25 protein-coding genes are annotated in these 25,596 nt (G+C 47.6%); 10 read left to right on the forward strand and 15 right to left on the reverse strand.

Features of this window, described 5'->3' with window-relative positions:
- Window positions 1-21: 21 nt before the first annotated feature.
- On the reverse strand, window positions 22-2,115 hold the full coding sequence (locus KGF88_RS11195; RefSeq protein WP_153826611.1) for a S9 family peptidase: 2,094 nt from the start codon (window positions 2,113-2,115) through the stop codon (window positions 22-24).
- 316 nt (window positions 2,116-2,431) lie between these two features.
- Between KGF88_RS11195 and KGF88_RS11200 the strand changes: the two genes are divergently transcribed.
- Entirely contained in the window at window positions 2,432-4,480 is a 2,049-nt protein-coding gene (locus KGF88_RS11200; protein ID WP_153826571.1) for a GGDEF domain-containing protein, read from the forward strand.
- Between the two features lie 88 nt (window positions 4,481-4,568).
- Here KGF88_RS11200 and KGF88_RS11205 read toward each other — a convergent pair whose 3' ends face one another.
- Both KGF88_RS11205 and KGF88_RS11210 read right to left on the reverse strand, forming a co-directional pair.
- Window positions 4,569-6,716, reverse strand: coding sequence for a prolyl oligopeptidase family serine peptidase (locus KGF88_RS11205; protein WP_153826570.1), 2,148 nt, complete (start codon window positions 6,714-6,716; stop codon window positions 4,569-4,571).
- Between the two features lie 29 nt (window positions 6,717-6,745).
- Complete coding sequence (locus KGF88_RS11210) at window positions 6,746-7,315, reverse strand: glutathione S-transferase family protein (protein ID WP_110075673.1); 570 nt, start codon at window positions 7,313-7,315, stop codon at window positions 6,746-6,748.
- A gap of 54 nt (window positions 7,316-7,369) precedes the next feature.
- Here KGF88_RS11210 and KGF88_RS11215 point away from each other — a divergent pair, with 54 nt between their 5' ends.
- Complete coding sequence (locus KGF88_RS11215; RefSeq protein WP_110075790.1) at window positions 7,370-7,981, forward strand: DUF502 domain-containing protein; 612 nt, start codon at window positions 7,370-7,372, stop codon at window positions 7,979-7,981.
- 5 nt (window positions 7,982-7,986) lie between these two features.
- Entirely contained in the window at window positions 7,987-8,646 is a 660-nt protein-coding gene (locus KGF88_RS11220; RefSeq protein ID WP_153826569.1) for an alpha/beta hydrolase, read from the forward strand.
- Here the strand turns inward: KGF88_RS11220 and KGF88_RS11225 are convergent.
- From KGF88_RS11225 to KGF88_RS11240, 4 genes are read right to left on the reverse strand one after another with little or no spacing between them, the layout of a single operon-like run.
- Window positions 8,643-9,731, reverse strand: coding sequence for a 5-(carboxyamino)imidazole ribonucleotide synthase (locus KGF88_RS11225; protein WP_110075675.1), 1,089 nt, complete (start codon window positions 9,729-9,731; stop codon window positions 8,643-8,645). The genes KGF88_RS11220 and KGF88_RS11225 overlap by 4 nt on opposite strands.
- Complete coding sequence (gene purE, locus KGF88_RS11230; protein ID WP_110075676.1) at window positions 9,728-10,219, reverse strand: 5-(carboxyamino)imidazole ribonucleotide mutase; 492 nt, start codon at window positions 10,217-10,219, stop codon at window positions 9,728-9,730. Before purE ends, KGF88_RS11225 begins: the two co-directional genes overlap by 4 nt.
- Before the next feature lie 59 nt (window positions 10,220-10,278).
- A complete protein-coding gene (locus KGF88_RS11235; RefSeq protein ID WP_153826568.1) occupies window positions 10,279-11,301 on the reverse strand; it encodes a sensor domain-containing diguanylate cyclase in 1,023 nt (340 codons plus the stop codon).
- Window positions 11,288-11,596 (reverse strand): hypothetical protein, encoded by a 309-nt coding sequence (locus KGF88_RS11240; protein WP_153826567.1) that lies wholly within the window; start codon window positions 11,594-11,596, stop codon window positions 11,288-11,290. The genes KGF88_RS11235 and KGF88_RS11240 overlap by 14 nt, the downstream gene beginning before the upstream one ends.
- A gap of 136 nt (window positions 11,597-11,732) precedes the next feature.
- Between KGF88_RS11240 and KGF88_RS11245 the strand changes: the two genes are divergently transcribed.
- Both KGF88_RS11245 and KGF88_RS11250 read left to right on the forward strand, forming a co-directional pair.
- Complete coding sequence (locus tag KGF88_RS11245; RefSeq protein ID WP_153826566.1) at window positions 11,733-12,281, forward strand: hydrolase; 549 nt, start codon at window positions 11,733-11,735, stop codon at window positions 12,279-12,281.
- A gap of 213 nt (window positions 12,282-12,494) precedes the next feature.
- Window positions 12,495-12,701, forward strand: coding sequence for a cold-shock protein (locus tag KGF88_RS11250; protein WP_034733468.1), 207 nt, complete (start codon window positions 12,495-12,497; stop codon window positions 12,699-12,701).
- 121 nt (window positions 12,702-12,822) lie between these two features.
- On the opposite strand, the gene cysE is transcribed toward KGF88_RS11250, so the two are convergent.
- Window positions 12,823-13,617 carry a serine O-acetyltransferase gene (gene cysE / locus KGF88_RS11255; protein WP_153826565.1) on the reverse strand — a complete coding sequence of 265 codons (795 nt, stop codon included), beginning with the start codon at window positions 13,615-13,617 and terminating at the stop codon, window positions 12,823-12,825.
- Window positions 13,618-13,823: 206 nt separating this feature from the next.
- Here cysE and KGF88_RS11260 point away from each other — a divergent pair, with 206 nt between their 5' ends.
- Window positions 13,824-15,098, forward strand: coding sequence for a metal-dependent hydrolase family protein (locus KGF88_RS11260; RefSeq protein ID WP_153826564.1), 1,275 nt, complete (start codon window positions 13,824-13,826; stop codon window positions 15,096-15,098).
- 30 nt (window positions 15,099-15,128) lie between these two features.
- Here the strand turns inward: KGF88_RS11260 and KGF88_RS11265 are convergent, their stop codons facing one another.
- The 3 genes from KGF88_RS11265 to KGF88_RS11275 form a co-directional block, all read right to left on the reverse strand.
- A complete protein-coding gene (locus KGF88_RS11265) occupies window positions 15,129-15,611 on the reverse strand; it encodes a DUF2489 domain-containing protein (RefSeq protein WP_238387590.1) in 483 nt (160 codons plus the stop codon).
- Window positions 15,598-16,056: a Der GTPase-activating protein YihI gene (gene yihI / locus KGF88_RS11270; protein WP_153826563.1), complete on the reverse strand. Its 459-nt coding sequence runs from the start codon at window positions 16,054-16,056 to the stop codon at window positions 15,598-15,600. The genes KGF88_RS11265 and yihI overlap by 14 nt, the downstream gene beginning before the upstream one ends.
- Window positions 16,057-16,638: 582 nt before the next feature.
- The gene (locus tag KGF88_RS11275; RefSeq protein ID WP_153826562.1) at window positions 16,639-17,265 is read right to left on the reverse strand and encodes a c-type cytochrome; all 627 of its coding nucleotides are present in this window, start codon (window positions 17,263-17,265) and stop codon (window positions 16,639-16,641) included.
- 112 nt (window positions 17,266-17,377) lie between these two features.
- Here KGF88_RS11275 and yihA point away from each other — a divergent pair, with 112 nt between their 5' ends.
- A complete protein-coding gene (gene yihA / locus KGF88_RS11280) occupies window positions 17,378-18,049 on the forward strand; it encodes a ribosome biogenesis GTP-binding protein YihA/YsxC (protein ID WP_110075684.1) in 672 nt (223 codons plus the stop codon).
- Window positions 18,042-18,950, forward strand: coding sequence for a DMT family transporter (locus KGF88_RS11285; RefSeq protein WP_153826561.1), 909 nt, complete (start codon window positions 18,042-18,044; stop codon window positions 18,948-18,950). The genes yihA and KGF88_RS11285 overlap by 8 nt, the downstream gene beginning before the upstream one ends.
- Before the next feature lie 226 nt (window positions 18,951-19,176).
- Here KGF88_RS11285 and polA read toward each other — a convergent pair whose 3' ends face one another.
- Window positions 19,177-21,957: a DNA polymerase I gene (gene polA, locus KGF88_RS11290; RefSeq protein ID WP_153826560.1), complete on the reverse strand. Its 2,781-nt coding sequence runs from the start codon at window positions 21,955-21,957 to the stop codon at window positions 19,177-19,179.
- Window positions 21,958-22,561: 604 nt separating this feature from the next.
- Between polA and KGF88_RS11295 the strand changes: the two genes are divergently transcribed.
- Window positions 22,562-22,840, forward strand: a complete 279-nt coding sequence (locus KGF88_RS11295) for a hypothetical protein (protein WP_153826559.1) — start codon at window positions 22,562-22,564, stop codon at window positions 22,838-22,840.
- Window positions 22,841-22,845: 5 nt separating this feature from the next.
- On the opposite strand, the gene aroE is transcribed toward KGF88_RS11295, so the two are convergent.
- The gene (aroE, locus tag KGF88_RS11300) at window positions 22,846-23,691 is read right to left on the reverse strand and encodes a shikimate dehydrogenase (RefSeq protein WP_153826558.1); all 846 of its coding nucleotides are present in this window, start codon (window positions 23,689-23,691) and stop codon (window positions 22,846-22,848) included.
- Here aroE and KGF88_RS11305 point away from each other — a divergent pair.
- The gene (locus tag KGF88_RS11305; RefSeq protein WP_153826557.1) at window positions 23,690-24,106 is read left to right on the forward strand and encodes a group II truncated hemoglobin; all 417 of its coding nucleotides are present in this window, start codon (window positions 23,690-23,692) and stop codon (window positions 24,104-24,106) included. The genes aroE and KGF88_RS11305 overlap by 2 nt on opposite strands.
- Here KGF88_RS11305 and hemF read toward each other — a convergent pair.
- Both hemF and KGF88_RS11315 read right to left on the reverse strand, forming a co-directional pair.
- A complete protein-coding gene (gene hemF, locus KGF88_RS11310; RefSeq protein ID WP_153826556.1) occupies window positions 24,103-25,020 on the reverse strand; it encodes an oxygen-dependent coproporphyrinogen oxidase in 918 nt (305 codons plus the stop codon). The two genes, KGF88_RS11305 and hemF, sit on opposite strands and share 4 nt — an antisense overlap.
- Before the next feature lie 2 nt (window positions 25,021-25,022).
- Window positions 25,023-25,586 (reverse strand): L-threonylcarbamoyladenylate synthase, encoded by a 564-nt coding sequence (locus tag KGF88_RS11315; protein ID WP_110075691.1) that lies wholly within the window; start codon window positions 25,584-25,586, stop codon window positions 25,023-25,025.
- Between the last annotated feature and the right edge of the window lie 10 nt (window positions 25,587-25,596).

Genomic DNA, 25,596 nt, shown 5'->3' on the forward strand with positions numbered 1-25,596 from the left:
TATCGCAGGTTTAAATCGAGTCTACTTGGCTTCAAGCAAATTCAAGATAAAAGCATACTCTTCCGCAATTTCTTTCATTCGCGCAAACCGACCTGAACTACCGCCATGTCCAGCAGTCATGTTGGTTTTGAACATCAGCGGGTTAGCATCGGTTTTGTGTTCCCGTAATTTAGCGACCCATTTAGCTGGCTCAAAATATTGCACCTGCGAGTCGTGTAAACCGGTTGTAACCAAGATCGCTGGGTAGTCCTGGGCACTCACTTGATCGTATGGAGAATACGACAACATATAATCGTAGTAAGCTTTTTGCTTAGGATTACCCCACTCATCAAACTCGTTGGTGGTTAACGGAATGGTTTCATCCAGCATGGTGGTGACCACGTCCACAAAAGGTACGTGTGCCATCAGCCCGCGGTAATGTTGTGGAGCCATGTTGGCTACAGCACCCATCAACAAGCCACCAGCGCTACCGCCCATCGCAAACACTTTATCTGGATGCGCATAGCCCGCCGCCACGAGGTGCTCGGTAACATCAATAAAGTCAGTAAATGTATTGATCTTATTAAGAAGTTTACCGTCTTCATACCACTGCCGCCCCATTTCTTGGCCACCACGAATATGGGCTATTGCATAAACAAAACCGCGATCTACTAAGCTAAACACCGTCGAGCGAAAATACGGATCTGAGCTAGAACCATAAGAGCCGTAGGCATACTGATAGAGCGGCGCGGTACCATCTTTGCTAAAGCCTTTTTTGTACAACAAGGTGACTGGCACCATGGTGCCATCATCAGCTTTAGCCCAAGTGCGCTCAGTGCTATACAAACTCGCGTTGTAGTTAGGTACTTCCGTTTGCTTGAGCTGTTGTTGTTCACCACTACTCATATCATATGCGTAAATAGTCGCTGGCGTGGTCAACGAGCTGTAGGTGTAACGCAGGGTATCGGTAGCTTGCTCGACATTACGCTCAAACGACATCACGTAGGCTTGCTCATCAGCTGCTACTACTTGCGCGGCGGCTGGGTCTTGCCAAGGCACAATGCGAATTCGACGCAAACCGTTACTGCGCTCGTTAAGCGCCAGATAATCGGTAAACACCTCATAATCTTGGATAAAGACGTCATCACTTGGCGCAATCAATGGTTGCCAGTTAGCTTTATCACCAATGTCAGCATGACTCACTTGCATCATTTGGTAATTCGGAGCATCCATATCGGTGCGAATGATCCAGCGCCCATCAATATGGTCAGCACTGTATTTCAGATGGCGCTCACGTGGTGCAAACAAAGTAAATTCAGCATTAGGTGTGTCCGCATCTAAGATATGCAACTCACTCGATACCGTCTGGGACAGGCTGATGGTAATGTACTCACCATCTTTGGTATTACTAACGTACATGTAGAAGGTGTTATCGGTTTCTTCATAAACCAATTCTGCTTGTGCCGCAGGTTGACCTAATTTGTGCTTCAATACCCGAGTTGATAGTAACGTCTGCGGATCGTTTTCAATCACAAACAAGGTTTCGTTGTCTTTAGCCCAAGCTATAGCGGAAGATAAGCCTTGTAGCCGGTCAGGGAGGTCTTCACCGGTGGTTAAATCACGAATACGTAGCTCGTATTGACGACGACCGGTTGGATCCACCATGTAGGCTAACAATTGCTGATTTGGGCTCACCTGCATATTGCTTACTTGCATGAACGCTTGCCCTTGGGCTAACTCGTTCACATCCAGCATCACTTCAGGCTCAGCATCAGCAACACGCAAATCGCGACGCTGGTAAATAGGATACTCTTTACCTGCTTCGTATACCGTTGAATATTCATAGTCGCCTTTCACATAAGGCAATGAGCTATCGTCTTGTTTGATACGACCGATGATTTCTTGTTCAACCGTGGCGGTTAAATCAGCATAGCTACTGCGATAAGCATCGTAATAAGCATTTTCTGCCTCTAAATGAGCGATCATAGCCGGCGCCTTGCGCTCATCATCACGCAACCAATAATATGGATCATTACGGTCGCCATGAGGTGATTTAACCAAGTACGGGATCTTCTCAGCGACAGGCGGTGTCGCTTTTAATTCTGTCGCCGCATCATTGCTGCAACCAAAAATCATCAGTGTTGATAACGCTAAGCCACTGATTATAAATTTATTTCTTAAAGCCATGTGTGATTCCTTCAAGGTAAACACGAAACTGTAAAGATATATTTTCACTGCAGCACTATAACTTGAATTGGCTGACAGGCAAATTTTCATTGTTTCGATATGTAACCATTTGTATCTTTGTGGTATAACAAACGGCTTGATTACAAACAATTAACACTACAGCATATAAGCGGTCATAGCGGTTATTCAACGCATTTGTCTGTCACTGGCCCAACCAGTGCGATAAGGTGCTCTTAATAACCCAAGAAGAACAGCGGGAGAATTCATGGTTCGGTACATTCATGCGGCTACTTTGAGCATGCTTTTATTGGTGGCATTGACCTTTGCCAATATGAGTTATGCAGACATGCTTCCGCCGACGGATGCTGCAATAGAAGAAGAGCTCGAAGGTCTCTTAAATGAGTCTGATTATGAGGCCTCGCTGGTTCGTTTACTTGAGCTGCATGAGAGCACCAGCGAGCAAACGCCGGTCATGACTCGCATTCGACTGCTTGGTTACATCGCCTCTAATCATCATTACAATAAACGGCCCGAGCAGGCGCAAGACTATTTACAACAAATGAAAGCACTTGCGCAGCGCAGCGGCCTACCCGATGCCTTAGCTGAAACTGGTGGCACCGAAATCTATATTTTACTGTTAGATAATAAAGTTTCTGAGGCGTTAGCGATTCTTAATGACGCGTTAGTGCCAGTTGAACAAGCAACCATGCCTCGAGTTAAGTATTTTGTGCATAATCTTGCTGCTTATGTGTATTCAGCTCGTAGCCAATTCGCAGCAGCGCTCGAGCATCTTATCTATGCCCTAGATGCCATTAGCGGCACCAATACTGAGCGCACTATATTGCGCCAAGCTAGTCTCAAGTTGCGCATCGCCAACATTTATAATCAGCAGAAGAGCTATGACCTTGCGCTAGAGCAATTGGATGACCTTGAGGTTCGTACGGCAGAGCTTCCTAATGCAAAAGCCTATTTGGTAGAAGTCACCTTCCAGCGTGGCGTCATCGAAACAGCCCGCGAAAATTATGATGCAGCCTTAGCTCATTACGCCCAAGTAAAAAAACTTATAGCTGACGACACCGATTATCAGAGCACTTATTTAACGGTGCTTAATAATATTGGTGATATCGATATGAAGGTGCGTGACTTTGCCGGAGCGCGCCAAGCTTTCGACGAAGCCTATGCTATCGCTAACTTAAATAACGATGAGTTTAACGAAACCATCATTCGTTTTAACTTAGGTTTTATTGAAGTTTACGAAGGCGACTATGCTAACGGTCTGAGTAAGATGCTTGAGATTGTCCAACTAGCACGAGCTGAATGGGCGCCCGTAGACACTGAAGTCTTACTTGGTGAGTATGCTGAAGCCCTTGGAATTGCCGGCAACTATCAAGAAAAGGCTGCTATCCTGCTCGAGCAACGAGAGCTACGCGACCAAATTTATAAAGCGGAGCAACAGAAAAGCGTTGCCGAGTTACAGAATTTGTACGATAGCAAAGATAAAGCTCAGCAAATTTTGCTACTAGAGCAAAAAAACGAGTTGAACCAGCAGCTCATTCAGAACCAAGAGCAAAAACGTACGATTCTTCTACTTCTCGTAGTGGTGGCACTGTTTGGCGCAGTCTTAGTCTTTATGTTGTACCGCTCAGCGCGTCGCTCTAACCAAGAACTTAAAGTGGCGAACGTAAAACTAGCTGAACAATCTATTCGTGATCCTCTTACCGGGCTGTTAAACCGCCGAGCCTTACAAAATAAGTTAAACGACCAGCATGATGCGCACGGTGATGCGATGATTTTGCTCGATATCGATCACTTTAAACGCATCAACGACAATCTTGGCCATGCCGTGGGTGACGATGTGTTACTTGAGGTTTCAAAGCGCTTATTAGAGGTTTCGCGAGATTCCGATCTGGTGGTACGTTGGGGTGGTGAAGAGTTCTTAATTTATCTTAGCAGCACCGAGCAGAAGCGCTTACCAGCCCTCACCGCAAGATTACTGGCAGCCATTAGCGAAAAGCCGATCCAGTCTGGTGATAAAGAGCTGCATGTTACCGCGACAGCTGGCTTTATCTGTTATCCATTTGCGGATTTAAACGAGAAACAAATGGACTGGGAAGACACCTTACAACTTGCCGATATGGTGCTCTACGCCGGTAAAGTGCACGGCCGGAATCAAGCTTGGGGTGTGATGGCGTTAAATGTACCTTTTGCTGAGGCACAGCCGCTCTTAGAAACCGACCTGCCAGCGGCAATCGACCAAGGCATGTTGAGTGTTGAAGTGGTACATGGCCCTAAAGTTCCTAGCTATAAAGCCTAGTATTGATTAGCACCCAAACCAGTTATTACACGTACTAAAAAGCCCTTGCTGGATAAACCAACAAGGGCTTTTTTCATGCACTTATGGATTACTCTTTAATCCCCATGTTCCACAGGGTAAAGCCGTAAATATCAGCATATTGCTCAATGGTTTTTGATACCGGAGTACCAGCACCATGACCGGCATTGGTCTCAATCCGAATGAGCTGAGGATTGCTACCACCGGCTTTAGCTTGAAGCTCTGCGGCAAACTTAAAGGAGTGCGCAGGTACGACGCGGTCATCGTGGTCGCCCGTAGTGACCAAGGTGGCTGGATATTCCACACCAGACTTGACGTTATGCACTGGCGAATAGCCATAAAGATACTCAAACATCTCTTTGCTGTCTTCTGCAGTGCCGTAGTCATAAGCCCAACCAGCGCCAGCGGTAAAGGTATGATAGCGCAGCATATCTAGTACCCCAACGGCTGGTAAAGCAACTTGCATAAGTTCTGGGCGCTGAGTCATCACCGCACCTACTAACAAGCCACCATTAGAGCCACCACGAATCGCCAAGCGCTCACTTGAGGTAAAGTCTTCAGCAATTAAATACTCGGCCGCAGCAATAAAGTCATCAAACACATTCTGCTTTTGTAACTGGGTACCGGCATCATGCCATGCTTTACCGTACTCACCGCCACCACGTAAGTTAGCTACGGCATACACACCACCAAGCTCTAACCACATGGCATTCGCCATACTAAATGAAGGCGTGAGACTGACGTTGAAGCCACCGTAACCATAGAGAATGGTCGGGTTGCTGCCATCGAGCTCTAAGCCCTTTTTATGAGTGATGATCATAGGTACCTTGGTACCATCTTTTGAGGTGTAAAAAACCTGTTTTGATTCATAATCATCGCTATTAAACGCGGTTTGTGGCTGTTCATACACCTCAGATTCACCTGCATCCGGCTCGTAAGCATAGATGGTGCTTGGTGTGCTGTAGTTGGTGAATGAATAGTACAACGTTTCTTCATCACGCTTACCAGAGAAGCCACCGACACTCCCTACCCCTGGTAACGCAACTTCACGTACTTTATTACCGTCGTAATCGTATTGCTGTACTTGGGCAATCGCGTCCACCATGTATTCAGCAAAGATGTAACCAGCACCCGTTGAGGCACTTAACACATAATCAGTTTCGGCAATAAAATCTTGCCAGTTAGCTGGTTGCGGCGCACTGGCGTCAACCGTCACGATTTTTTGATTGGGCGCATTGCGATTAGTAACCAGATACAGCTTGCTACCTACGTTATCTAATAAACCAGTATCGCTATCCGTGTCACCCACGATCGTCACTAACTCGCTCTCTGGTTTGGTTAAATCTTTAATAAACAACTTGTTACCAGATGTAGATACCGATGCACTAATCAGCAAATAGTTGTCATCTTCCGTGACATAGCCACCCACATAACGGTGTTTTTCAGCTTCAGTACCGCCAAAAATCACGGCATCGTCAGCTTGTGCAGTACCTAGTTTATGATAATACAGTTTATGCTGGTCGGTTTTCGCTGATAATTCAGACCCTTCCGGCTTATCGTAACTCGAGTAATAGAAGCCTTCGTTGCCATACCAAGAAATACCGCTGAACTTCACGTCGACCAGCACAGGTTCAAGCTGTTCTTTGGTTTCGACATCAATCACAATGATTTTACGCCAGTCACTGCCGCCCTCAGAGATCGCATAAGCAGCAATCGAACCATCTTTTGAGAAGCTCAAGCTAGCCAAGCTGGTGGTGCCATCTTCACTGAAGGTATTGGGATCAAGAAAGACTTCCGTGTTCCCTTCTGCATCGGTACGGTAAACCACGTATTGGTTTTGTAATCCATCGTTTTTGTAGAAATAGGTGTAGTTACCCTCTTTAAAAGGTGAGCCTACTTTTTCATAGTTCCACAGCTCAGTTAAGCGGTCTTTGATCTTCGCTCGTAATGGGATTTCATTTAGGTAAGCGAACGTTACTTCGTTTTGAGCTTTCACCCAAGCTTCAGTTTCTGCGCTACGATCGTCTTCTAACCAACGGTATGGGTCAGCTACGCTCGTACCAAAATAGGTATCAGTGACGTTGCCTCGAACCGTAGTTGGATAAGTGATAGACGACGGTACGGATGTCTGCATGGAAGCCTCCGTTGAGGTCTCTTCTGGTTGCGGCGAGCAAGCACTTAAGAGTGCCAAGCTAGCCACCGCGGCGATATATTTCATAGATCAATAACTCCCTTCGATTGTTATTATTAGCTCAGCGCTGGGTGTGTGTTAGCAAACCAAGGCTGACCATTTAGTGCCAATAGAAATTGTTGTAAATTCGGATAATGCAAAATATCTATTTGCTGCCGAAATTGGGCCCAGCTCAAATAGCAAGCCAACCGTAACAACCCATCTGATAATTGCTCTGGCTGTTCTGGTAGGCTCCACGTGCGTTGATTCAACAACGCTAAAATGGCCTCAATACGCTGCTGCTGACGCTGCAAGTAGGCACTATGCTCAGCTGTTAAGCCATCTCGTTCAAGCAAAAAGAGATTAATGGTAGTGTCTAATGCGGTGTTCACCATGCAAAACAGGTCATAGTCCGCTGCATCTTGGCAAAAAGCTTGTCCAGCCTGCTCACGTAGGTAACGAACAATAGAGGCAGAGTCGTAAAAGGTCTGCTCATTATGTTGTAAAAAGGGCACCCGATACGTAGGTGAATGCTGACCACTTGCTTGTTGATCGGTCATAATAAATTGGTACGGTTGCTGCTGTAATGCCAACACAATGCGGCAATGCCGTACATAGGGTGAGGTATAACTGCCAAATAACTTCATAATCGCCCTCAAAAGACGTTAAGCTATAGAAACATGTCGCTAGAGATTATCACAATGAAAACCGCCATACAGTATTTACTCAAAGGCTTGGCTATTTTGTTGCCGCTGGTGGTAACAATCGCTTTAGCTCATTGGTTATTGGTGACCATCGAAACCTGGTTAAGCCCGATCTGGAAAGCCTTGCTTGGGGATAAGTATTATTTGCCCGGGCTGGCTTTTGTCAGCTTTTTGGTGTTGGCCGCAGCGGTCGGCTTTAGCTCGCAATGGACAGCACTGAATAAGCTCTGGCAGTTGCCAGGAAATATTATGGAGCGGATGCCATTACTTCGCAGTATTTATGGCACCATCAATGATGTTTTTGATCTGATGTCGGGCAAAAGTTTCTCCGACGAGTCGGTGGTGCTGGTGCATTTGCCGGGCGGCGATATTCGTTTGATTGGCATCGTCACCAAAAAGAGTGGAATTAAAGGCGACCGCCTGTCAGAGACTTTAGATGATGACCACATTGCAGTGTTTCTCCCCATGAGCTACAACGTGGGCGGGTACATGATCATGGTACCGCGTAGCGCCGTGACCCCCTTGGACATGTCGGCAGCTGACGCCATGCAATTAACTATCAGCGGCGGTTTAGGTAAAAACCGCAGCAACAACAAATCTGGAGAATAACTCATATGTCGTATTTAGCTTGCGAGCAAATTGAACCTCAGCAGCCCGCAACTCATGCCATCATTTGGTTACATGGCCTTGGTGCCGACGGTCATGATTTTGTGCCCTTGGTGCCTCACCTGCAGTTACCTGCGGGGGTGCATGCGCGCTTTATCTTCCCCCATGCTCCGCACCTGCCAGTAACCATTAATGGCGGCATGCGTATGCCCGCTTGGTACGATATTCTGAGTATGAGTATTGAGCGTGAGGTCGATGAACAGCAATTGCGTGAATCCGCAGCGCAGGTACAGGCACTGATTGAACGTGAGCTAGAACGCGGAATTAAACCTGATCACATTGTTCTTGCAGGCTTCTCTCAAGGCGGTGCGGTAGTTTACGAAGCAGCTCTCAGTTATCCCAAGCGCCTCGCCGGGTTGCTGGTGCTATCAAGTTACTTAGCGACACATCAAAGCATTCAACCACACAGCGCTAATGCTGATCTGCCCATTTTAGTGCAACATGGCAGCCAAGATCCGGTCGTCGCTGAAGCTCTTGGTAGACATGCCCAGCAATGGCTGGCTGAGCATAACTATCAAGTGCAATATCAGACGTTTCAGATGCAACACCAGGTGTGTCCAGAACAGATAGCCGCCATTAGCAAATGGCTGCAGCAGGTCTTGGCTTAATCAGCCAAGACCTGCAACTTATGCGCCCATTGGCTCACCCATTGCTGGGCCGTATCACGATTGGCTGTACGAATATTGACATGACCAACCTTACGGCCCGGGCGAGCTTCTTTGTTGTACCAATGACAATCGGTATCGGCATGGTGCCACAATCCAGCTGGAATTTGTTCGGCACCAATCACGTTTAACATCAGCGTGGGCGTTAATCTTAATAACGGCAATGGCATGCCAGTTAGCGCCCGAATATGCAGGTCAAATTGGCTACTATTGGCGCCGGTCATGGTCCAATGACCCGAATTGTGTACGCGCGGGGCAATCTCGTTTACCAACAACTTAGTTTGTTGCTGTTCTTCCACCACAAAAAATTCAATCGCAAGCACACCGACATAATTTAACGCATCTGTAAGACGTTTAAAGCATGCCTCAGCTTGCTGCTGCAATGCATCTGACACAGGGTCTATCGCACCTAAGCTATAACTTAAAATACCGCGCTCATGAACATTGGTAATCAGTGGATAGCAACAAATACTACCATCCTTACTGCGCGCTCCTACCAGCGATACTTCGCGCTCAAACGCTATCATTTGTTCAGCGATACCGGGCGCTTGGCCGGCAGCAGCAGCTACTTCTGCTACCTCATCAGCCACCCCAAAACGCCACTGCCCTTTACCGTCATAGCCGCCACGAGCTGCTTTAAGAACCAACGGCTGTTCCGCCTGCTGGAGGATCTTGGTTAGCTCATCGGCGTTGTGGTAAGTTTGCCACGGAGAGGTTGGCACTTGGCAATCATCAAATAATTTCTTCTCGGCGCGGCGATCGGTAAGGCTCTTAATGCGCGCGGGGTCCATCAAAAATTTATCATGCGCTGCAGCGATGATATCCGCCGGAATATCCTCGTGTTCCCAGCTAACCACGTCCGCCCAAGCAATAGCTTCGGCTAAGCTCATGCTCAAGTCTAGTTGTGCACTCAAAGGTTTAACGGTGTTACTACGGGTACTAAAAAGTAGACACTCATGGCCATGGCTAATCCCGCTTGCGCCAAGCATCTGACCTAGCTGGCCGTCACCGATAAACAGAATTTTCATGCATCTAACTCCAGCTTAGACCCTTGTAATACTTGCTCACGCTGGTGGGCTCTAAAAGCCTGAACCTTAGCGCGTACGGTGGGATCAAACGAACCGATAACCTGAGCCGCCAACAAACCAGCGTTTGCGGCACCGGCGTCACCAATCGCAAGAGTACCTACGGCTACACCTTTTGGCATTTGCACAATAGATAGCAAGCTGTCTAAACCCTTAAGTTGTTTGCTCGGAACTGGCACACCAAAGACCGGAATAGCAGTGAATGCGGCTAACATTCCTGGCAGATGCGCAGCGCCGCCGGCGCCAGCAATCACCACGGGCACCCCATCTTGTTCAGCTTGCTGCATCGTGGTTTGCAGTAAATCGGGAGTACGGTGGGCAGAGACCACTTGCGCTTGCCAAGCAACGCCTAAGTCTTCCAACATTTTTGCTGCGTTCTTCATTACGGGCCAATCTGATTTCGACCCCATTAAGATTAATACCGGTGCCATGCTAGCTGCTCCTGTTTTAAAGGAGCGAATTGTAGCCATGCTGTGCGCTCGGTGCAAATTTATTGCGCAATTCTAAGCCGATCTCGACCTTGGCTCTTCGCTGTATCCATAGCATCGTCGGCCTTTTCTAACAGTTGCTCCCAGCTTTCGCCGGGACGCCATTGAGTGACCCCAGCGCTGGCCGTTACCCGTGCCATCATGCTTTTGATAGCAAAAGGTTCATGGCGTAAATTATCCAGTACACAGCCACTGTACTGCGCGGCCTCCCGTAAACTGGCATTAGGAAAAATCACAATAAACTCTGCGCCATTGCCGCGAATAAAAATATCATCTGGACGACAGCAGGCGCGAATACGGCGAGCCGTATCTTGCAATACCGCATCGCCAAACATATAGCCGAATTTATCGTTGACCGCTTTAAAGGCATCTAAGTCTATTAACATCAAACACAAAGAGTGCTGACGCTGCTCAGCTTGTTGTAGGTGGTGTTGCAGTAATTCATCTAAATATTCGCGTTTGTAAAAACCAGTGAGAGGGTCTGAGGTGGTCGCCTTAATCAGATTACGCTGCATGTTCAGCATCATCACTAAAAAGGTTGCGCCAACCGCAATTAGAACCAACATGGAGAGACCGATGCGCCACGCGTAGTCGAACGGTAAAAACTGATACATTGCCGCGGCAAAAAGCGCGTACACCAGCATAATGACCAGAATGAAGATGGTTTTATCGAACATAAAAAAGACCATCGCCAATACCGGGTACATCCAGTACACCGCCATCATGCCGGCACTTTTCATGCTAAAACTAACCAATGCGCCTAGCGCACAAACAAACACGAAGTTAATCCACTGTGGGGCCAAGTGCTGTTGATATCTCCACCAGGTCACCACAAAGGCACCGCCCACCAAAAGTAATACCAATGCTTGCCACCAAGCCTTGTCCATGGCTGCTAAGACCGCTAGCATGAGCAATATTGCTCCTACGCCAAAGTAGATGGTGCGCATCGCAACTAAGCGAAAACGCTGCCAGACGTTCGTTGGCATGATTGCAGCGGTAGGCATAAAGGAGCTAAATTCGGTCATGGGTTGGCATTCCTGTCGGCACTTGACTCACTTGATTACGACCCTGTTTCTTGGCTTCAAGTAAAGCAGTATCTGCTTGATTAATCCATTGGCTCCAAGTCATTTCTGCTGCCAATTCTGCCACCGCCGCGGCAATAGCTCCGGCCACTAGAATCATCAAAGTTTGCCACCAGTGCCCCATCCAGCCTTGCACTGCAGCCAACAACAGGGTGGTGCCCGCAATAAACCAGACGATATTGCCGGTTACCTTGTTTCTAAACTCTTGCAGCACCGCATCAGCGGAAATCGGTTGCATCTGGACCGCATCCTTGTGATGTTCTTGTTTAAATTAAACTAACAACTTACTATGGTTTCTATCAAACTATAACTAACCTCTATTAAACGCAATAGCTTTTGGCTGACTTGTATTACCTCTAGAAAAGGAAGATGACATGTTACTTCGTGCTGAAGATACAGTTGTACTTATCATTGATGTACAGCAGAAACTCGCTCCGGTGATTCACCAAAGCGATAAAGTAGTGGCAAGAGTGCGCTGGTTAGGTGAAATTGCTAACGAGCTCAATGTTCCGATTCTGGTCACTGAGCAATATCCTAAAGGGTTAGGCATCAGTGTTGACGAGTTGGCTGGGGTGATTGAAAACGCCCAGGTTATCGAGAAAATGCATTTTAGTGCCATGCAAGAACCTAATTTTACCTCTGCTTTAGCCGACATGGATCGCAATCAAGTGGTGTTGATGGGGATGGAAACCCATGTCTGTATTCTACAAACCGCCATCGACCTCATTAGTACCGGCAAGCAAGTGTATGTGGTGGAAGATGCCGTGAGTTCTCGCCGCGATAGCGACAAACAAGCCGCTCTGCATCGTTTACGCCAAGCCGGTGCCATCATCATCACGTCGGAGATGGCTGCTTACGAATGGCTACACCGTTCCGGCACAGATACTTTCCGCCATATTACTAAAAACTGGATTAGGGGCTAAGTTGGCGGTTAAGCAATCAACAAGCGTTAATAAATCTTTAATTGACTCTTTAGGTGATCAGCGTATACTGGCGGTCGCTAGAAAAAATTCGGCTGTCTAATTGTGGCCTGTTACGAAGTCTATTGCTGTACCTCGTTTTGTAAGTCCCAAGTAATACACGTATTTTTATTAGCATTACCCTAGATTTTCACATGCAATACGAGGAATCACGGCATGTCTACAGTAACTGGTAAAGTAAAATTCTTTAACGAAGCTAAAGGTTTCGGTTTCATCGAGCAAGAGCAAGGCGCAGACGTATTCGTACATTTCAGCGCTATTCAGTCTGACGGTTTCAAAACCTTAGCTGAAGGTCAAACTGTTCAGTTCACTATCGCTCAAGGTCCTAAAGGCCCACAAGCTGAAAACGTAGTACCTATGTAAGACGTTGCCTTAGCAACGCATTTAGCGAAACGCATTCTAAAAAGCCGCTCAATGAGCGGCTTTTTTTCGTCTAAAGACCCATATTCAAAGGCGCCGATCCAAAGGTGCCGATCCAGAGATGTTAGTGCTGTTCGCGCTTGCGCTGCTCTGCAGCTGCTTTTTCAGCATCAATAAAATCTTCATCGTCCAGTTGCACTTGGGGTATTTCTTCGCAGACATTACCACCTAGCTTGTTTACTGCGCAGCATAAGTCACTAACCTTCTGGTCCAGTACATGCACATGGTCGAGCATGCGACCAATGGCGGTTGCTACTGGGTCCGGATTATCCGCTGAGATGGCGTAGGCATCAAAGCCGTATTGCTTAGCCATTTGTTCGCGCCGCTTGGTGACTTCAGCATTGACTGGTGAGCCTGCTACTCGCGCCGGAATGCCGACGACGGTATTTTCAGCTGGTACATCTTTTACGACCACCGCATTTGAGCCAATCCGCGCATTTTTACCAATGGTGATAGGCCCTAAGACTTTGGCCCCTGCCCCAATCACCACCCCATCGGCTAGCGTTGGATGGCGTTTGCCTTGGTTCCAACTGGTACCGCCCAAGGTAACCCCATGATAAATGGTCACATCGTCACCAATCTCAGCGGTTTCACCAATCACCACACCCATACCGTGATCAATAAAGAAACGGCGCCCAATGCGTGCACCTGGGTGGATTTCAACGCCGGTAAGCCAGCGCGCTAAGGTAGAAATAAAACGCGCTAACCAATAGCAACGCCATCCCCACAATTTGTGCGCCATACGGTGCCACCAAATAGCGTGTAAGCCTGGATAGGTCGTCAGAACTTCAAAACTGTTGCGTGCCGCAGGGTCGCGAGCGAAAACACTGCGAATATCTTCTCGAATACGCTTAAACATAGGGTTGTGGCCAGTAAGAATTAAACGACGGCTAGTATAACAAAAGTTGCTCTTTAGCGTTACCTTAAGCAAGTGCTTTTGTGGGACTGTTGTCTAACATTTGACCTAACCCCCAAGACAGCGCTATGGTGAAAGTCAGCCGCCGCTCAGGCAGCACTGGCGCACCTATTGCTCCAGCAGAACAACAATAACAGCGAGACTACAGCATGCGTACATTACTATCAGCTTCAATCCTTTTAGCTCTATCAGGCAGCGCCTACGCGGACACCCTGGTCTATGCGGGGACCTTAATAGACGGCACCCAAAATAAACCACAGCAACAAATGACTATTGTTATTGATGAGGGCCGTATCATTGGCATCGAACAAGGCTACAAACCCGCTACCGCTGGCGATCTCGTCATCGACCGTAAAGACAGTACTGTTATGCCGGGATTTATTGATATGCACACTCACCTTACCTCGCAGTTGGGTCCTGGCAGTTACATGAATAAGTTCACCAAAAGCGCGGCGGATGTCACACTAGATGCAGTGAGCTATGCCGAGAAGACGCTGTTAGCAGGTTTCACCACAGTGCGCGAGCTAGGTGACTCCTACAATGCCAGTATCGCCTTAAGAGATGCTATTCAGGCTGGTAAGGTGCGAGGTCCTCGTATCTATTCAGCGGGTAAATCCATTGCGACCACAGGCGGCCATGCAGACCCCACCAATGGTGCCAAAGAAGGCTTATATGAACAACCAACCCCAGCGGATGGTGTCGTTGATGGCCCCTATGACGCACGGAAAGCGGTCAGAGCTCGCTATCAAGATGGTGCGGATCTGATCAAACTAACCGTAACCGGTGGTGTCTTGAGTGTTGCAAAAAGTGGCCACAATCCACAGTTCATGATGGATGAACTGCGCGAAATTGTAACAACTGCCAAAGACTACGGCATGAAAGTCACCGTCCACGCCCATGGTAAAGAAGGCATGTTACGCGCCATTGAGGCCGGGGTAGACTCTATTGAGCATGGCACCTACATGGATAAAGAAGTGATGCGTGCGATGAAGAAGAATAACGTCTATTATGTGCCAACCATCACCGCCGGACGTTCGGTAGCAGACCGCGCCAAGATAGACGGTTATTTTCCCGAGTTAGTGCGACCTAAAGCTGCCGAGATTGGCCCTAAGATTCAAAACACCTTTGCTGAAGCCTATAAATACGGTGTCAAAATAGCTTTTGGTACCGATGCGGGGGTTTATGACCACGGCGAGAACTATCGTGAGTTTCAGTACATGGTTGAGGCTGGCATGCCACCTCTTGAGGCCATTCGCGCTGCTACGGCTGAAGCTGCTACCCTACTCGGAGTAAGTGACATTGGCACCCTTAAAGCGGGCAATAAGGCCGATGTGGTTGCTGTCCCAGGTAATCCACTTGAAGATATCAGCTTGATGAGTGAGATCAATTTGGTTATCAAAGACGGGCAGGTCTATAAGCAATAACGTGTTTGGCAAACTGCAGGACTTTGCTAGTTAAGCAAAGTCCTTCAGTAACTGGCGTACATCATTCAAAATCTGCTGCTCTAGCTCCACTTCATAGCCTTCACGCTCGCGATCCATTTTACGGATCTCTCGCTTTGGATACTGTTTGCGGGCGTCATGAGTAGGCATGTGCTTAATCCGTTCATACATATCATGCAACGCTGGATAACGCTCAGCATACTTTGCCGTATTGGATTCGACCCGCAAATCAAGCAGCACCACTAATCGTAGTGCCCCCTCAGAATGCGGACATTGCCCCTGCTCCATGGCCTTGGCGATGGTCACAATGCTTTCTAGCAGGCGCTCATTACGTCCCGCTAGGGCTTCATCGCGACGCTGATCCAACTGACGCCGCTGAAGCTTGACTTGCGCAATCAAACGTCCAGCATAAAAAGCTAAGCCGGCAATGATCAGAACCCCAGCAACAAGTATTAGCCAACCCCACCAGGGCATGTTTGCATCAATCATCATCATCCTCATCGTCGTTTAGATCTAAGCCCAATAGCTCTGCTAGTTGCTCAAAGCGCGTGGTACGTTCATCTACATAACGAGATTCAGCTACAGATAGTTCATCGCCTTCATCTAAACGGTCCAATAGATCCTGCAACCGCTCATCATTTTCTATGGCTGCGAGTTCCGCCATAGCTGCTTTACGGTCAAAACTTGGTACTACGGGTGCCACTGCATCTGCGGCCATAAGGGTGATGGGTTTTTTACTACCTAACCGTGGATCATGGACATTAGCCTGAGCCGTTGCCTGAGCTTTACTGGCTGGTGCAACGTTGAATCTACTCCCAGGTTTACGACCTTTGCCAGCGTGCGCGCCTGAGGCATCGGGTTTGCTCTTTTCCCACTCGGGAATAACGCGTTTTGAAGGGGCTAATGGCCCTGTTTTGCGGGTTTTTTTACGGCGTGTCATATAGTGCCATTCCAACTGTGGAAGTGAATAAACTGGCTACTAGTTTACCTTATCTTGGCGACAATAAAAAAGGCGATGTTGCCATCGCCTGATTTATTCTCATCTTTCCACACAGCGCACGTGCGATTTTCGAGAACGGTTGTCACTATCTTCCTTGTTTTTAATTATAACGTCCCTGAGCTTTTTATTATTATTGTTATTATGTTAAGCGCATTAACCGAGCTCTGTTATTTTTATTGTGCTTGGTTAAAAGGCGGCCTCCTGGCCGTGTTGTTATTCCCTGGATTATTATTCTTTTCTACTTGAACCTTTTTGGGTCATTCTTGCCTTAATTAATAACCCGCTTGATTCTCGCTACGCCACTAATCACGTGGGCTTGCTTGATTTCAATGGCATTCAGACTACTGATTCACAAAATTTAATCAATGACTTTTATGTTATAAGAAAGGCATTTCATATAACCATAATTGACAAATCGTTATTTTACGCGGGTTTAACAGTCATTTGGATGCAACAAAAAAATAAAAAGGGCAGCTATCAAGCTGCCCTTTTTGCTCATATTTTGTGCGTTACCCGCTAGGCTTAGTACAAGCCTTGGATGTATTGAGACAAAATTTCAATATCTTTATCGGTCAGTTTACTGGCAACGTCACGCATCATATTGTTCATATCGTTGGCACGTTCACCGCTGCGGAACAATTCTAACTGTTGTTTCATATAAGCCGCATGCTGACCAGAAATATCTGGGAAATTAGCTAAACCCATGCCGTCGCCACGCGGACCATGACAAGCTGCACAAGCTGCAATACCACGAGTTTCATCACCAGCGATAAATAGCTTTTTACCGGCAGCAATGACATCTTCAGGTGCTTCGCCACCGCTCATGTCTTTACCAGCATAGAAAGCCGCCAAGTCAGCCATGTCTTGCTCACTTAACATCATTACTTGGCCCTGCATGATTGCGTTAGCACGGCCTTGCGAGCCGCCGGTTTCAGCAGCTAGCTTATAATCTTTTAATTGTTTAAACAGGTACCCTTCATGCTGACCCGCAATTTTCGGGTACATATCCGATGGAGCATTACCATCAGGTCCGTGACATGCGGCACATACGGCGGCTTTTTGTTGACCTGCTTCGGCATTACCAGTAGCCGCCATGGCAAACCCGGTCAAACCAACGTAGAGGCCTACGAACAATGCAATTTTTTTCATGATCGATATCTCTGCTCTGGATGTTGTAACAGACGCTATTTTACACAAAAGTTGTAAGGATTAAACGCCTAATCATGCTAGTATACGCTTTCTATTGAGGTCTGGCACGTCTATGAGCACCATATTAAACTTTCAACCAACAAAATTTATCACCAGCGCAGCCGATATTCGACAATTACCTGATGACTCAGGGGTCGAGATTGCTTTTGCTGGGCGTTCTAATGCCGGTAAATCTAGCGCATTAAACACTATCACACGGCAGAAGGCGCTGGCTCGCACCAGTAAGACTCCTGGCCGCACCCAACTAATCAACGTATTTGAGGTACTTCCGGGTAAGCGTCTTATTGACCTACCTGGTTATGGATACGCAAAAGTACCGATTGCGATCAAAGAAAAATGGCAACAAGCGCTAAGCGAGTATTTACAAAAGCGTCGCTCGCTCAAAGGCCTCGTATTATTGATGGATATCCGTCACCCCTACCGTGATGTCGATCAAGAATTATTGCATTGGGCCACCGAGAGCGAAATCCCGGTGCTGGTGCTGCTTACCAAAGCGGACAAGCTTAAACCAGGAGCCCGTAAGTCAACCTTATTACAGGCACGCGAGGCCGCTATGGTGTTTGGTGGTGACATCACCATTGAAATGTTCTCATCGCTGAATCGCTTAGGCCTGCCAGCAGTTGAGGCAAAACTGAGTGACTGGTTAAATCAGCCCGTCGTTGACGAAGCTGTAGAGCTTGATGACAGCTTGGACACGGAGTCAGTATCACCGGATCATGAATAGCACACAGTCTCCTGAGGTACCGCCATTAAAGGCTTGGTTGCTGCTGTTACTTTTGGCCCTGATTTGGGGCAGCTCGTTTTTGTTGATCAAAAAAGGGTTGCTCACTTTTAGTCCAGATCAGTTGGCTGCGTTGCGAATTGCCTCAGCTGGCTTGGTACTGCTTCCGCTCATAGTGAAGCGAGTGCATAATGTGCAGCGTCATCATTGGCCCAAGCTCATAAGTGTTGGCTTGGTTGGTAGTTTTATTCCAGCCTTTCTATTCGCCTTCGCTCAAACTCAGTTACCCAGCGGCGTTACCGGCGTCCTCAATACCTTTACTCCGCTTGCGACCCTTGTGATAGGGGTCTTTATTTTCAAGCAAGTAGCAAAGCCGCAACAATGGTTAGGTATTGCTATAGGTTTAGTAGGTACGACGCTACTCGTAACTGCAGGAGAAGCCGGAGCGTTTGCGTTTAATCAGTATGGATTACTGATTCTTGCTGCCACCGTGTGTTACGGCCTCAATTTAAACCTCATCAAACACCATATTCCTGATCTTAGTGCGCTAACCATTACTGGCGTGTCGTTATTTCTAGTAGCGCCACCAGCCTTGTTGTATCTGCTGTTTGCCACGCCATTCATCGCCCAAGTGAGCGATTTTGAGAGCGTTCAGCTATCCTTGGCGGCGGTATTAGTGCTGGGTATTGTAGGTACGGCAGCAGCTCTGGTTATCTTTAACACAGTCGTGAAATTAACCGACACCACCTTTACTAGTTCAGTCACCTACCTGATTCCGATTGTTGCCCTCATTTTAGGCGTACTTGATGGTGAGCCGTTCTTAATGGCCCATGGGTTTGGTATGGCTGCTATTTTATTCGGTGTTTGGATTGCCAATCGCCGGTCGCGTAAAAAGCCGCTTTAACCTCGCTTAGAAAAGAAAAAGCCCGGCACAAGGCCGGGCAAAAGTCATACTACAATCCAGGGAGAGAACATCTCTGAAAGGTTAATCAAACGACACTTAAAAACTCGTTTAATGCGCCTTTCACTAATTCAGACTGGCTAAATTTTGATAAGTTCCAAAAACCTGAATTTTTTTTGCATAATTTGCCAATAAGTTCATAACCATTTGTTTTTAAATACTTTAAAAATTAATGCGCTTCATCCCAGTTGTCGCCTACCCCAGCTTCGGCAATCAATGGCACTTGTAGTTCCGCGGCTTGCTCCATCACTGCTACCAGCTTAGCTTGATAGTCTGCGACCTTGTCGGTTTTTACTTCAAAGACCAATTCATCATGTACTTGCATGATCATTCGAACATCGTCAGTCGTCGCTTCTGTCTCGATAAAATCAGCCACCGCTATCATCGCACGCTTAATAATATCCGCAGCAGAGCCCTGCATTGGGGCGTTGATCGCGGCTCGCTCAGCGGCCTTTCTACGCATCGCATTTTGAGCTTTGATTTCTGGCAAGTGCAGTCTACGTCCGTAGATAGTTTTCACGTAACCATCTCGTTTGGCTTGTTCGCGGGTTTCTTCCATGTACCGCAGCACTCCAGGAAAACGGTCAAAATACTTATCCATGTACAGCTGAGCTTCATGACGCGGAATATCCAGTTGACGGGCTAAACCAAACGCCGACATGCCGTAGATCAAGCCAAAGTTAACTGCTTTGGCGCGACGCCGCTGTTCGCTAGTGACAGCATCTAAGGCGACACCGAAAACTTCTGCGGCTGTGGCTTTATGAATATCCCGACCTTTAGAAAACGCCTCAACCAAAGCTGGGTCTTGCGATAAATGAGCCATAATACGCAGCTCAATTTGACTGTAGTCGATAGCCATAATGGAGTAACCCGCAGGCGCGGTAAAAGCTTTACGAACTCTCCGCCCGGCTTCATTTCGAATAGGAATATTCTGCAAATTAGGGTCACTTGAACTCAAACGACCGGTGGCAGTTACCGCCTGATGGTAAGAAGTATGAATACGTCCGGTACGGGGATTCACCATCTTAGGTAGCTTGTCCGTGTAGGTTGATTTCAGCTTACTTAGGCCACGGTGGCGTAGAATGATATCTGGTAGCGGATAATCTAAGGCTAGTTCTTGCAGCACGTCTTCAGCGGTCGAGGGGGCACCCTTGGGCGTCTTTTTCTGCACTGGAATTTGCAGTTTCTCAAACAAGATCGTCTGGAGTTGCTTGGTCGAGCTTAAGTTAAATGTCTCGCCTGCAATCTCGTAAGCTTGAGCTTCTAGCTGCTGTAATTCTTTCGCTATCTCATGACTTTGTAGCGCTAACTGCTGAGCATCGATTTGCACGCCTTGTTGCTCAATAGCCACAAGGATTGGCACGAGTGGCAGTTCGATGGTTTCTAACACCGACTTAAGCTCGGTCACATCAGCAACTTGGGGCCACAACTGTTGATGCAAGCGCAAGGTGACATCGGCATCTTCAGCGGCATAAGGTGCGGCTTGTTCTAAAGCAATTTGATTAAAAGTGAGCTGTTTGGCACCTTTGCCAGCAATCTCTTCAAACGAGATAGACTTATGACCAAGAAACTGCAAGCTTAGGCTGTCCATATCATGGCGCGATGCCACACTGTTCAAGACGTAACTATTGAGCATGGTATCGTTCTTGATACCCGCTAATTTAATCCCGTAGCGGCGTAGAATATGGCTGTCATATTTCAGGTTTTGGCCAATCTTTTGGGGCTTTGTGTCTTCTAACAAAGGTTTAAACAAAGCTAAGACTTCGGCCCGATCAAGCTGATCTGGGGCCCCAGGGTAATCATGAGCAAGCGGAATATAGCAAACCTCCGTTGCCGAAGTCGCAAAAGACATGCCCACCAGTTCGGCTTCCATATAATTCAGACTGGTCGTTTCAGTATCAACCGCAAAATAGTCGGCCTGCTGTAATTTCTCCAACCACTGCTGCAACTGGGGCATGCTAGTGATGAGCTGATATTGGTCCGGTTGGAATGGCGCTCCTGCTGTTGGTGCAGCAGCGGCCGCAGCCGGAGTTGCAGCCAATCCGAGCGCTTGGTCCGTGCTAGCACCTTCAGCTAGGACCTCAGCTAACCAGCGTTTAAATTCATACCTTTGATACAAGCTTACCAACTGCTCCTGATCGGCCGGCTTGATCGCTAGTTGATCTGGAGTAAAATCTAGGGCTACATCAAGCTTAATGGTAGCTAATTCGCGCGAGAGCTTAAGAATATCGCAATGCTCACGCAGCTTGTCGGGCATGGTCTTTGCCCCACGAAAACTTAGTTGTGCTAGCGCATCAGGGTCGGCCAGCATCGCATCGATCGAACCCATGCCAGTTAACATGGCTAAGGCGGTTTTTTCACCTACTTTAGGTAGCCCCGGAATATTATCTGAGCTATCACCCATCAAGGCCAAATAATCGATGATTTGTTCAGGTTCAACCCCGTATTTAGCAACGACACCGGCTTGGTCTAATAAGGTATCCGTCATGGTATTAATCAACATGACATGGTCATTCACCAATTGCGCCATGTCTTTGTCACCGGTACTGATCAAGGTAAAACGCCCCTCCTCGCCGGCTTGACGAGCAAGGGTACCAATCACGTCATCAGCTTCTACACTATCAATGCATAACAAGGGTAATCCCAATGCCCGTACTATGTCGTGTAACGGCTGAATCTGCTGACGTAGGTCATCAGGCATAGGTGGCCGATTAGCCTTGTACTCAGCATACATATCATTTCGGAATGTGGGGCCTTTGGCGTCAAAAACAACGGCCATATGCGATGGCTGATATTTCTTCAATAAACTGCGAAGCATATTAACGACACCATAAATGGCTCCAGTTGGCTCCCCTGCTGCGGTGGTAATATGCGGTGGCGCATAATATGCGCGAAATAAATAAGATGAGCCATCAACTAATATGAATGGATTCTTTGGAACTTCAGCCATGATGTGTCTCTACTTGAGCTTCGTTGCTTTAGGGTGCATAGGTGTTATGCCAGTCGTGTTGCTAGGATGCCACAGGCGCCGTTAAGACGCCAGAATGATACCTTAGCTCAACTTGAATACAAATGTGGACAACCTGTGCATAAGTCTGTGTGCAACGACCTATCGCACCAGCTAAAGGTAATCAACCTCTGGTGTGTATTTTTGAATCAAGGGCTTTTAAAACAAGGGGTTACGAACTAGAAATCCCCATAACTGCGTTTTATTTTTATTTTTCTTTCAGTTGTGGAAACTGATTTAAAGCTACAGCCAAATGGGCGCTAAGCTTATGCGGTTTTTTGCTAACCGGTCTGAAAGACTACCATAAAGAAAATGGAATACCAGCCTAATTTTTGATCTTTTTAGATCATTTTTTAACCTTGCTGATTTCCTTATAAATTTAAAAGGAATCAACATTTGCTTAGTTTTCGTATATACTCACTGTCATAGTTCGGCGATATCTGATCTATACTATTGTTTTAAGATGACAGTGGCCAAAGCTGATCAACCTATCATCCATAGGTTATACTTGCGCCAAACTTGGGTAACTAGCTACGCACGTGGTGTTATGGAAACTGAATCAATGAAACTCAGCACAGAAGAACTTCGGCAACTTGAAGATTTTGAGCGCCGACGTATTGCATTGAATCAGTCAGAGTGGTGGGAACGCCTCTCGATGGACCAGAAATTTGGTGTCTACCAGTTACAGAAGTTTGGCTATGACCTCGCCTTTATTCGCAACACCGAGGCAGGTCCGCTTGCTGTGGTTAGGCGCGGCAGTGAGTTTGCGACCGTAAACCATGAAGGTGATGTCGATTTAAGCCCCAATATTGTGTTGCGTGACTAATCCTATCATTGTTGCAATTGTTGCTGTAAGCGCTGATGTACCAGCCTAGTATCAAGTTCTATCCCCTGATGCCATAACTGAAACGCCAGGCCCGCCTGCTCAATCAACATCCCTAGCCCATCAAAGGTGCGTGGTGCTCCTGCTTTCTGTGCTTGCCGGCGAAAAGGCGTGAGCAGACTAGGATTTGAGCTATAACTCATATCATAACAAGCCGTTGCCTGGGCAAATATCGCGGGCGCTAAGGCCAGTTGATCACCATGAATACCAGCACTCGTCGCATTGATTAACAGATAGGGTTGCTGTAAGGGTTCTAGCTGGTTCTCCAGTTCAGCTAAGCTAGCAACACTAAGGCGCGCATGCTCAAGGCCTTCCACGCATTGCTGAGCCTTACTAAGTGTTCGATTAGCTAACACTAAGTTAGCCGCGCCAGCATCTAGCAAAGGCTGTAAGCAGCCACGGCTTGCTCCCCCCGCACCGATCAGCACGATAGTTAACTGGGTCAGATCAAACCCTAAGCGCTGTAAGTCACGCACCAATCCGTAGCCATCCGTGTTATCTCCCAATAATTGGCCGTGTCCGAGTGCAACTATGGTATTCACCGAGCCAGCACTGGCCGCTCGAGCTGTAACATGGGTCACCAACTGATAGGCTTGTTGTTTGAACGGTGACGTTACATTGGCTCCTGCGCCGCCACTGCGAAAAAATGCCGCAACAGCTCGTGAGAACTGTGCCGGAGATGTTAAACTGCGCGAATAGTTGAGGCTTACTTGCGCTTGTTCAGCAAATAATTGATGGATTTGTGGCGATAGGCTTTGTGCAATTGGATTTCCAAATACGGTAAAAAGCGCCATGTTTAATTTTCTCCGTTCGCAAAAGAAAGCAGCCCCAGATAGTAGTTTCTATCATCAGCTTGGCGGTGAACACGCCGTACGAGCTATGGCTGAGCGTTTTTACGATATCATGGAAACAGACCCACGCGCAGCTGAACTGTTGGCCATGCATCCACAACCCCTCACCCAAATTCGGCAGAAATTTTTCGAGTTTCTTAGTGGTTGGCTGGGTGGCCCGGCACTCTTCGAAGAAAAATATGGGCATCCTCGGCTACGGGCACGGCACCTGCCTTTTCGCATAGACGAAGCCATGCGCGATCAATGGTTGATGTGTATGTATCAAGTTTTAGATGAGCAAGTGCAAGATGATTTACTGAAGATGCAGCTAAAAAGTCGTTACACGGCACTGGCTCATCACATGATAAATACCGATTAAAGTTCGGCGAGCCAATCGCGCGGCCTAAGGTAATCCTCATAGAGCCGAGCTTCAGGTGAGCCTGGTTCTGGTTGATAACCATACTCCCAACGCACTAACGGTGGCATCGACATTAAGATAGATTCGGTTCTGCCGCCGGTTTGCAAGCCAAACAAAGTACCTCTATCCCAGACTAAATTGAACTCAACATAGCGGCCACGACGGTAGAGCTGAAATTGCCGCTCGCGCTCGCCATAAGGCATGTCTTTACGGCGGGAGATAATCGGCAAATAGGCCGCTAAATAGGCATCGCCAACGGCTCGCATGATGGCAAAGCTCTCATCAAATCCTCGCTCGTTCAAATCATCAAAAAACAAACCACCAACGCCGCGTGTTTCGCCACGGTGCTTCAAATAAAAATACTCATCACACCATTGTTTATAGGCTGGGTATAAATCATTACCAAAGGGCTGCAAGGCCTCATATGCAACTTGATGCCAATGCTTAATATCTTCATCGTTGGCGTAAAACGGAGTTAGGTCAAACCCGCCTCCAAACCACCATACCGGTTCTGCATCCGCTTTTTCGGCAATAAAAAAGCGCACGTTAGCATGGCTGGTAGGTACGTAGGGATTACGCGGGTGCATCACTAAACTCACCCCACAGGCATTAAAGTTACGACCGGCTAATTCAGGTCGATGCGCCGTAGCAGATGCTGGCATTTGTTCGCCATACACATGCGAAAAACCCACCCCGCCTTGTTCTAATACGGCACCATCACGTAACACCCGCGAGCGCCCACCACCGCCACCAGGGCGTTGCCAAGCATCCTCGGTGAATTGCCCGCTTCCATCTGCCTGTTCCAATGCTTCGGTGATCTGGTCTTGAAGATTGGTTAAATAGGCTTTTACTTGCTCTAACATCGAATCTGGCATGATTAATCTCGTATTACCTGCTGGGTTAAAGGGTCGATGATACGTGACGGCTTACTTGCTCCGCCCACATCCGCAGGCATCACCCACGCCACTCCCTCACCAAACTCTGCTGTTACTTGCGCAGCTGTGGTTAAGGCTGGCTGCCCGGAGCGATTGGCGCTGGTCGAAACGATTGCTGAGCCGAGTGCCTTACATAACTGCCGCGCTGGTTCATGTGCGGTTACACGTACCGCAATTTGATTATGGTCGCCACGCAGCCATTCTGGGACATTAGCGGCTGCCGGCAATAATAGAGTGACGGCACCTGGCCAGTTTGAGAACACCGCAAACCGCTTATCCTGTGGAATCGCAAGATCATCAACATAGGGCACCAACTGACTGTAATCGGCAGCCAAAAGAATCAAGCCTTTACTTTCAGGGCGCTGTTTTAAGGCAAGTACAGCGCGCACTGCACTTTCATTACGAGGATCACAACCTAACCCAAATACGGCTTCAGTAGGATAAGCCAACACCTGCCCAGCTTGAAACGCTTGCTTGGCTGCTAGCCATTGTTCACTGTCTAACATGTTCTTTCTC

The sequence above is a fragment of the Idiomarina loihiensis genome, assembly GCF_024584785.1.
Classification (GTDB): Bacteria; Pseudomonadota; Gammaproteobacteria; order Enterobacterales; family Alteromonadaceae; genus Pseudidiomarina; species Pseudidiomarina fusca.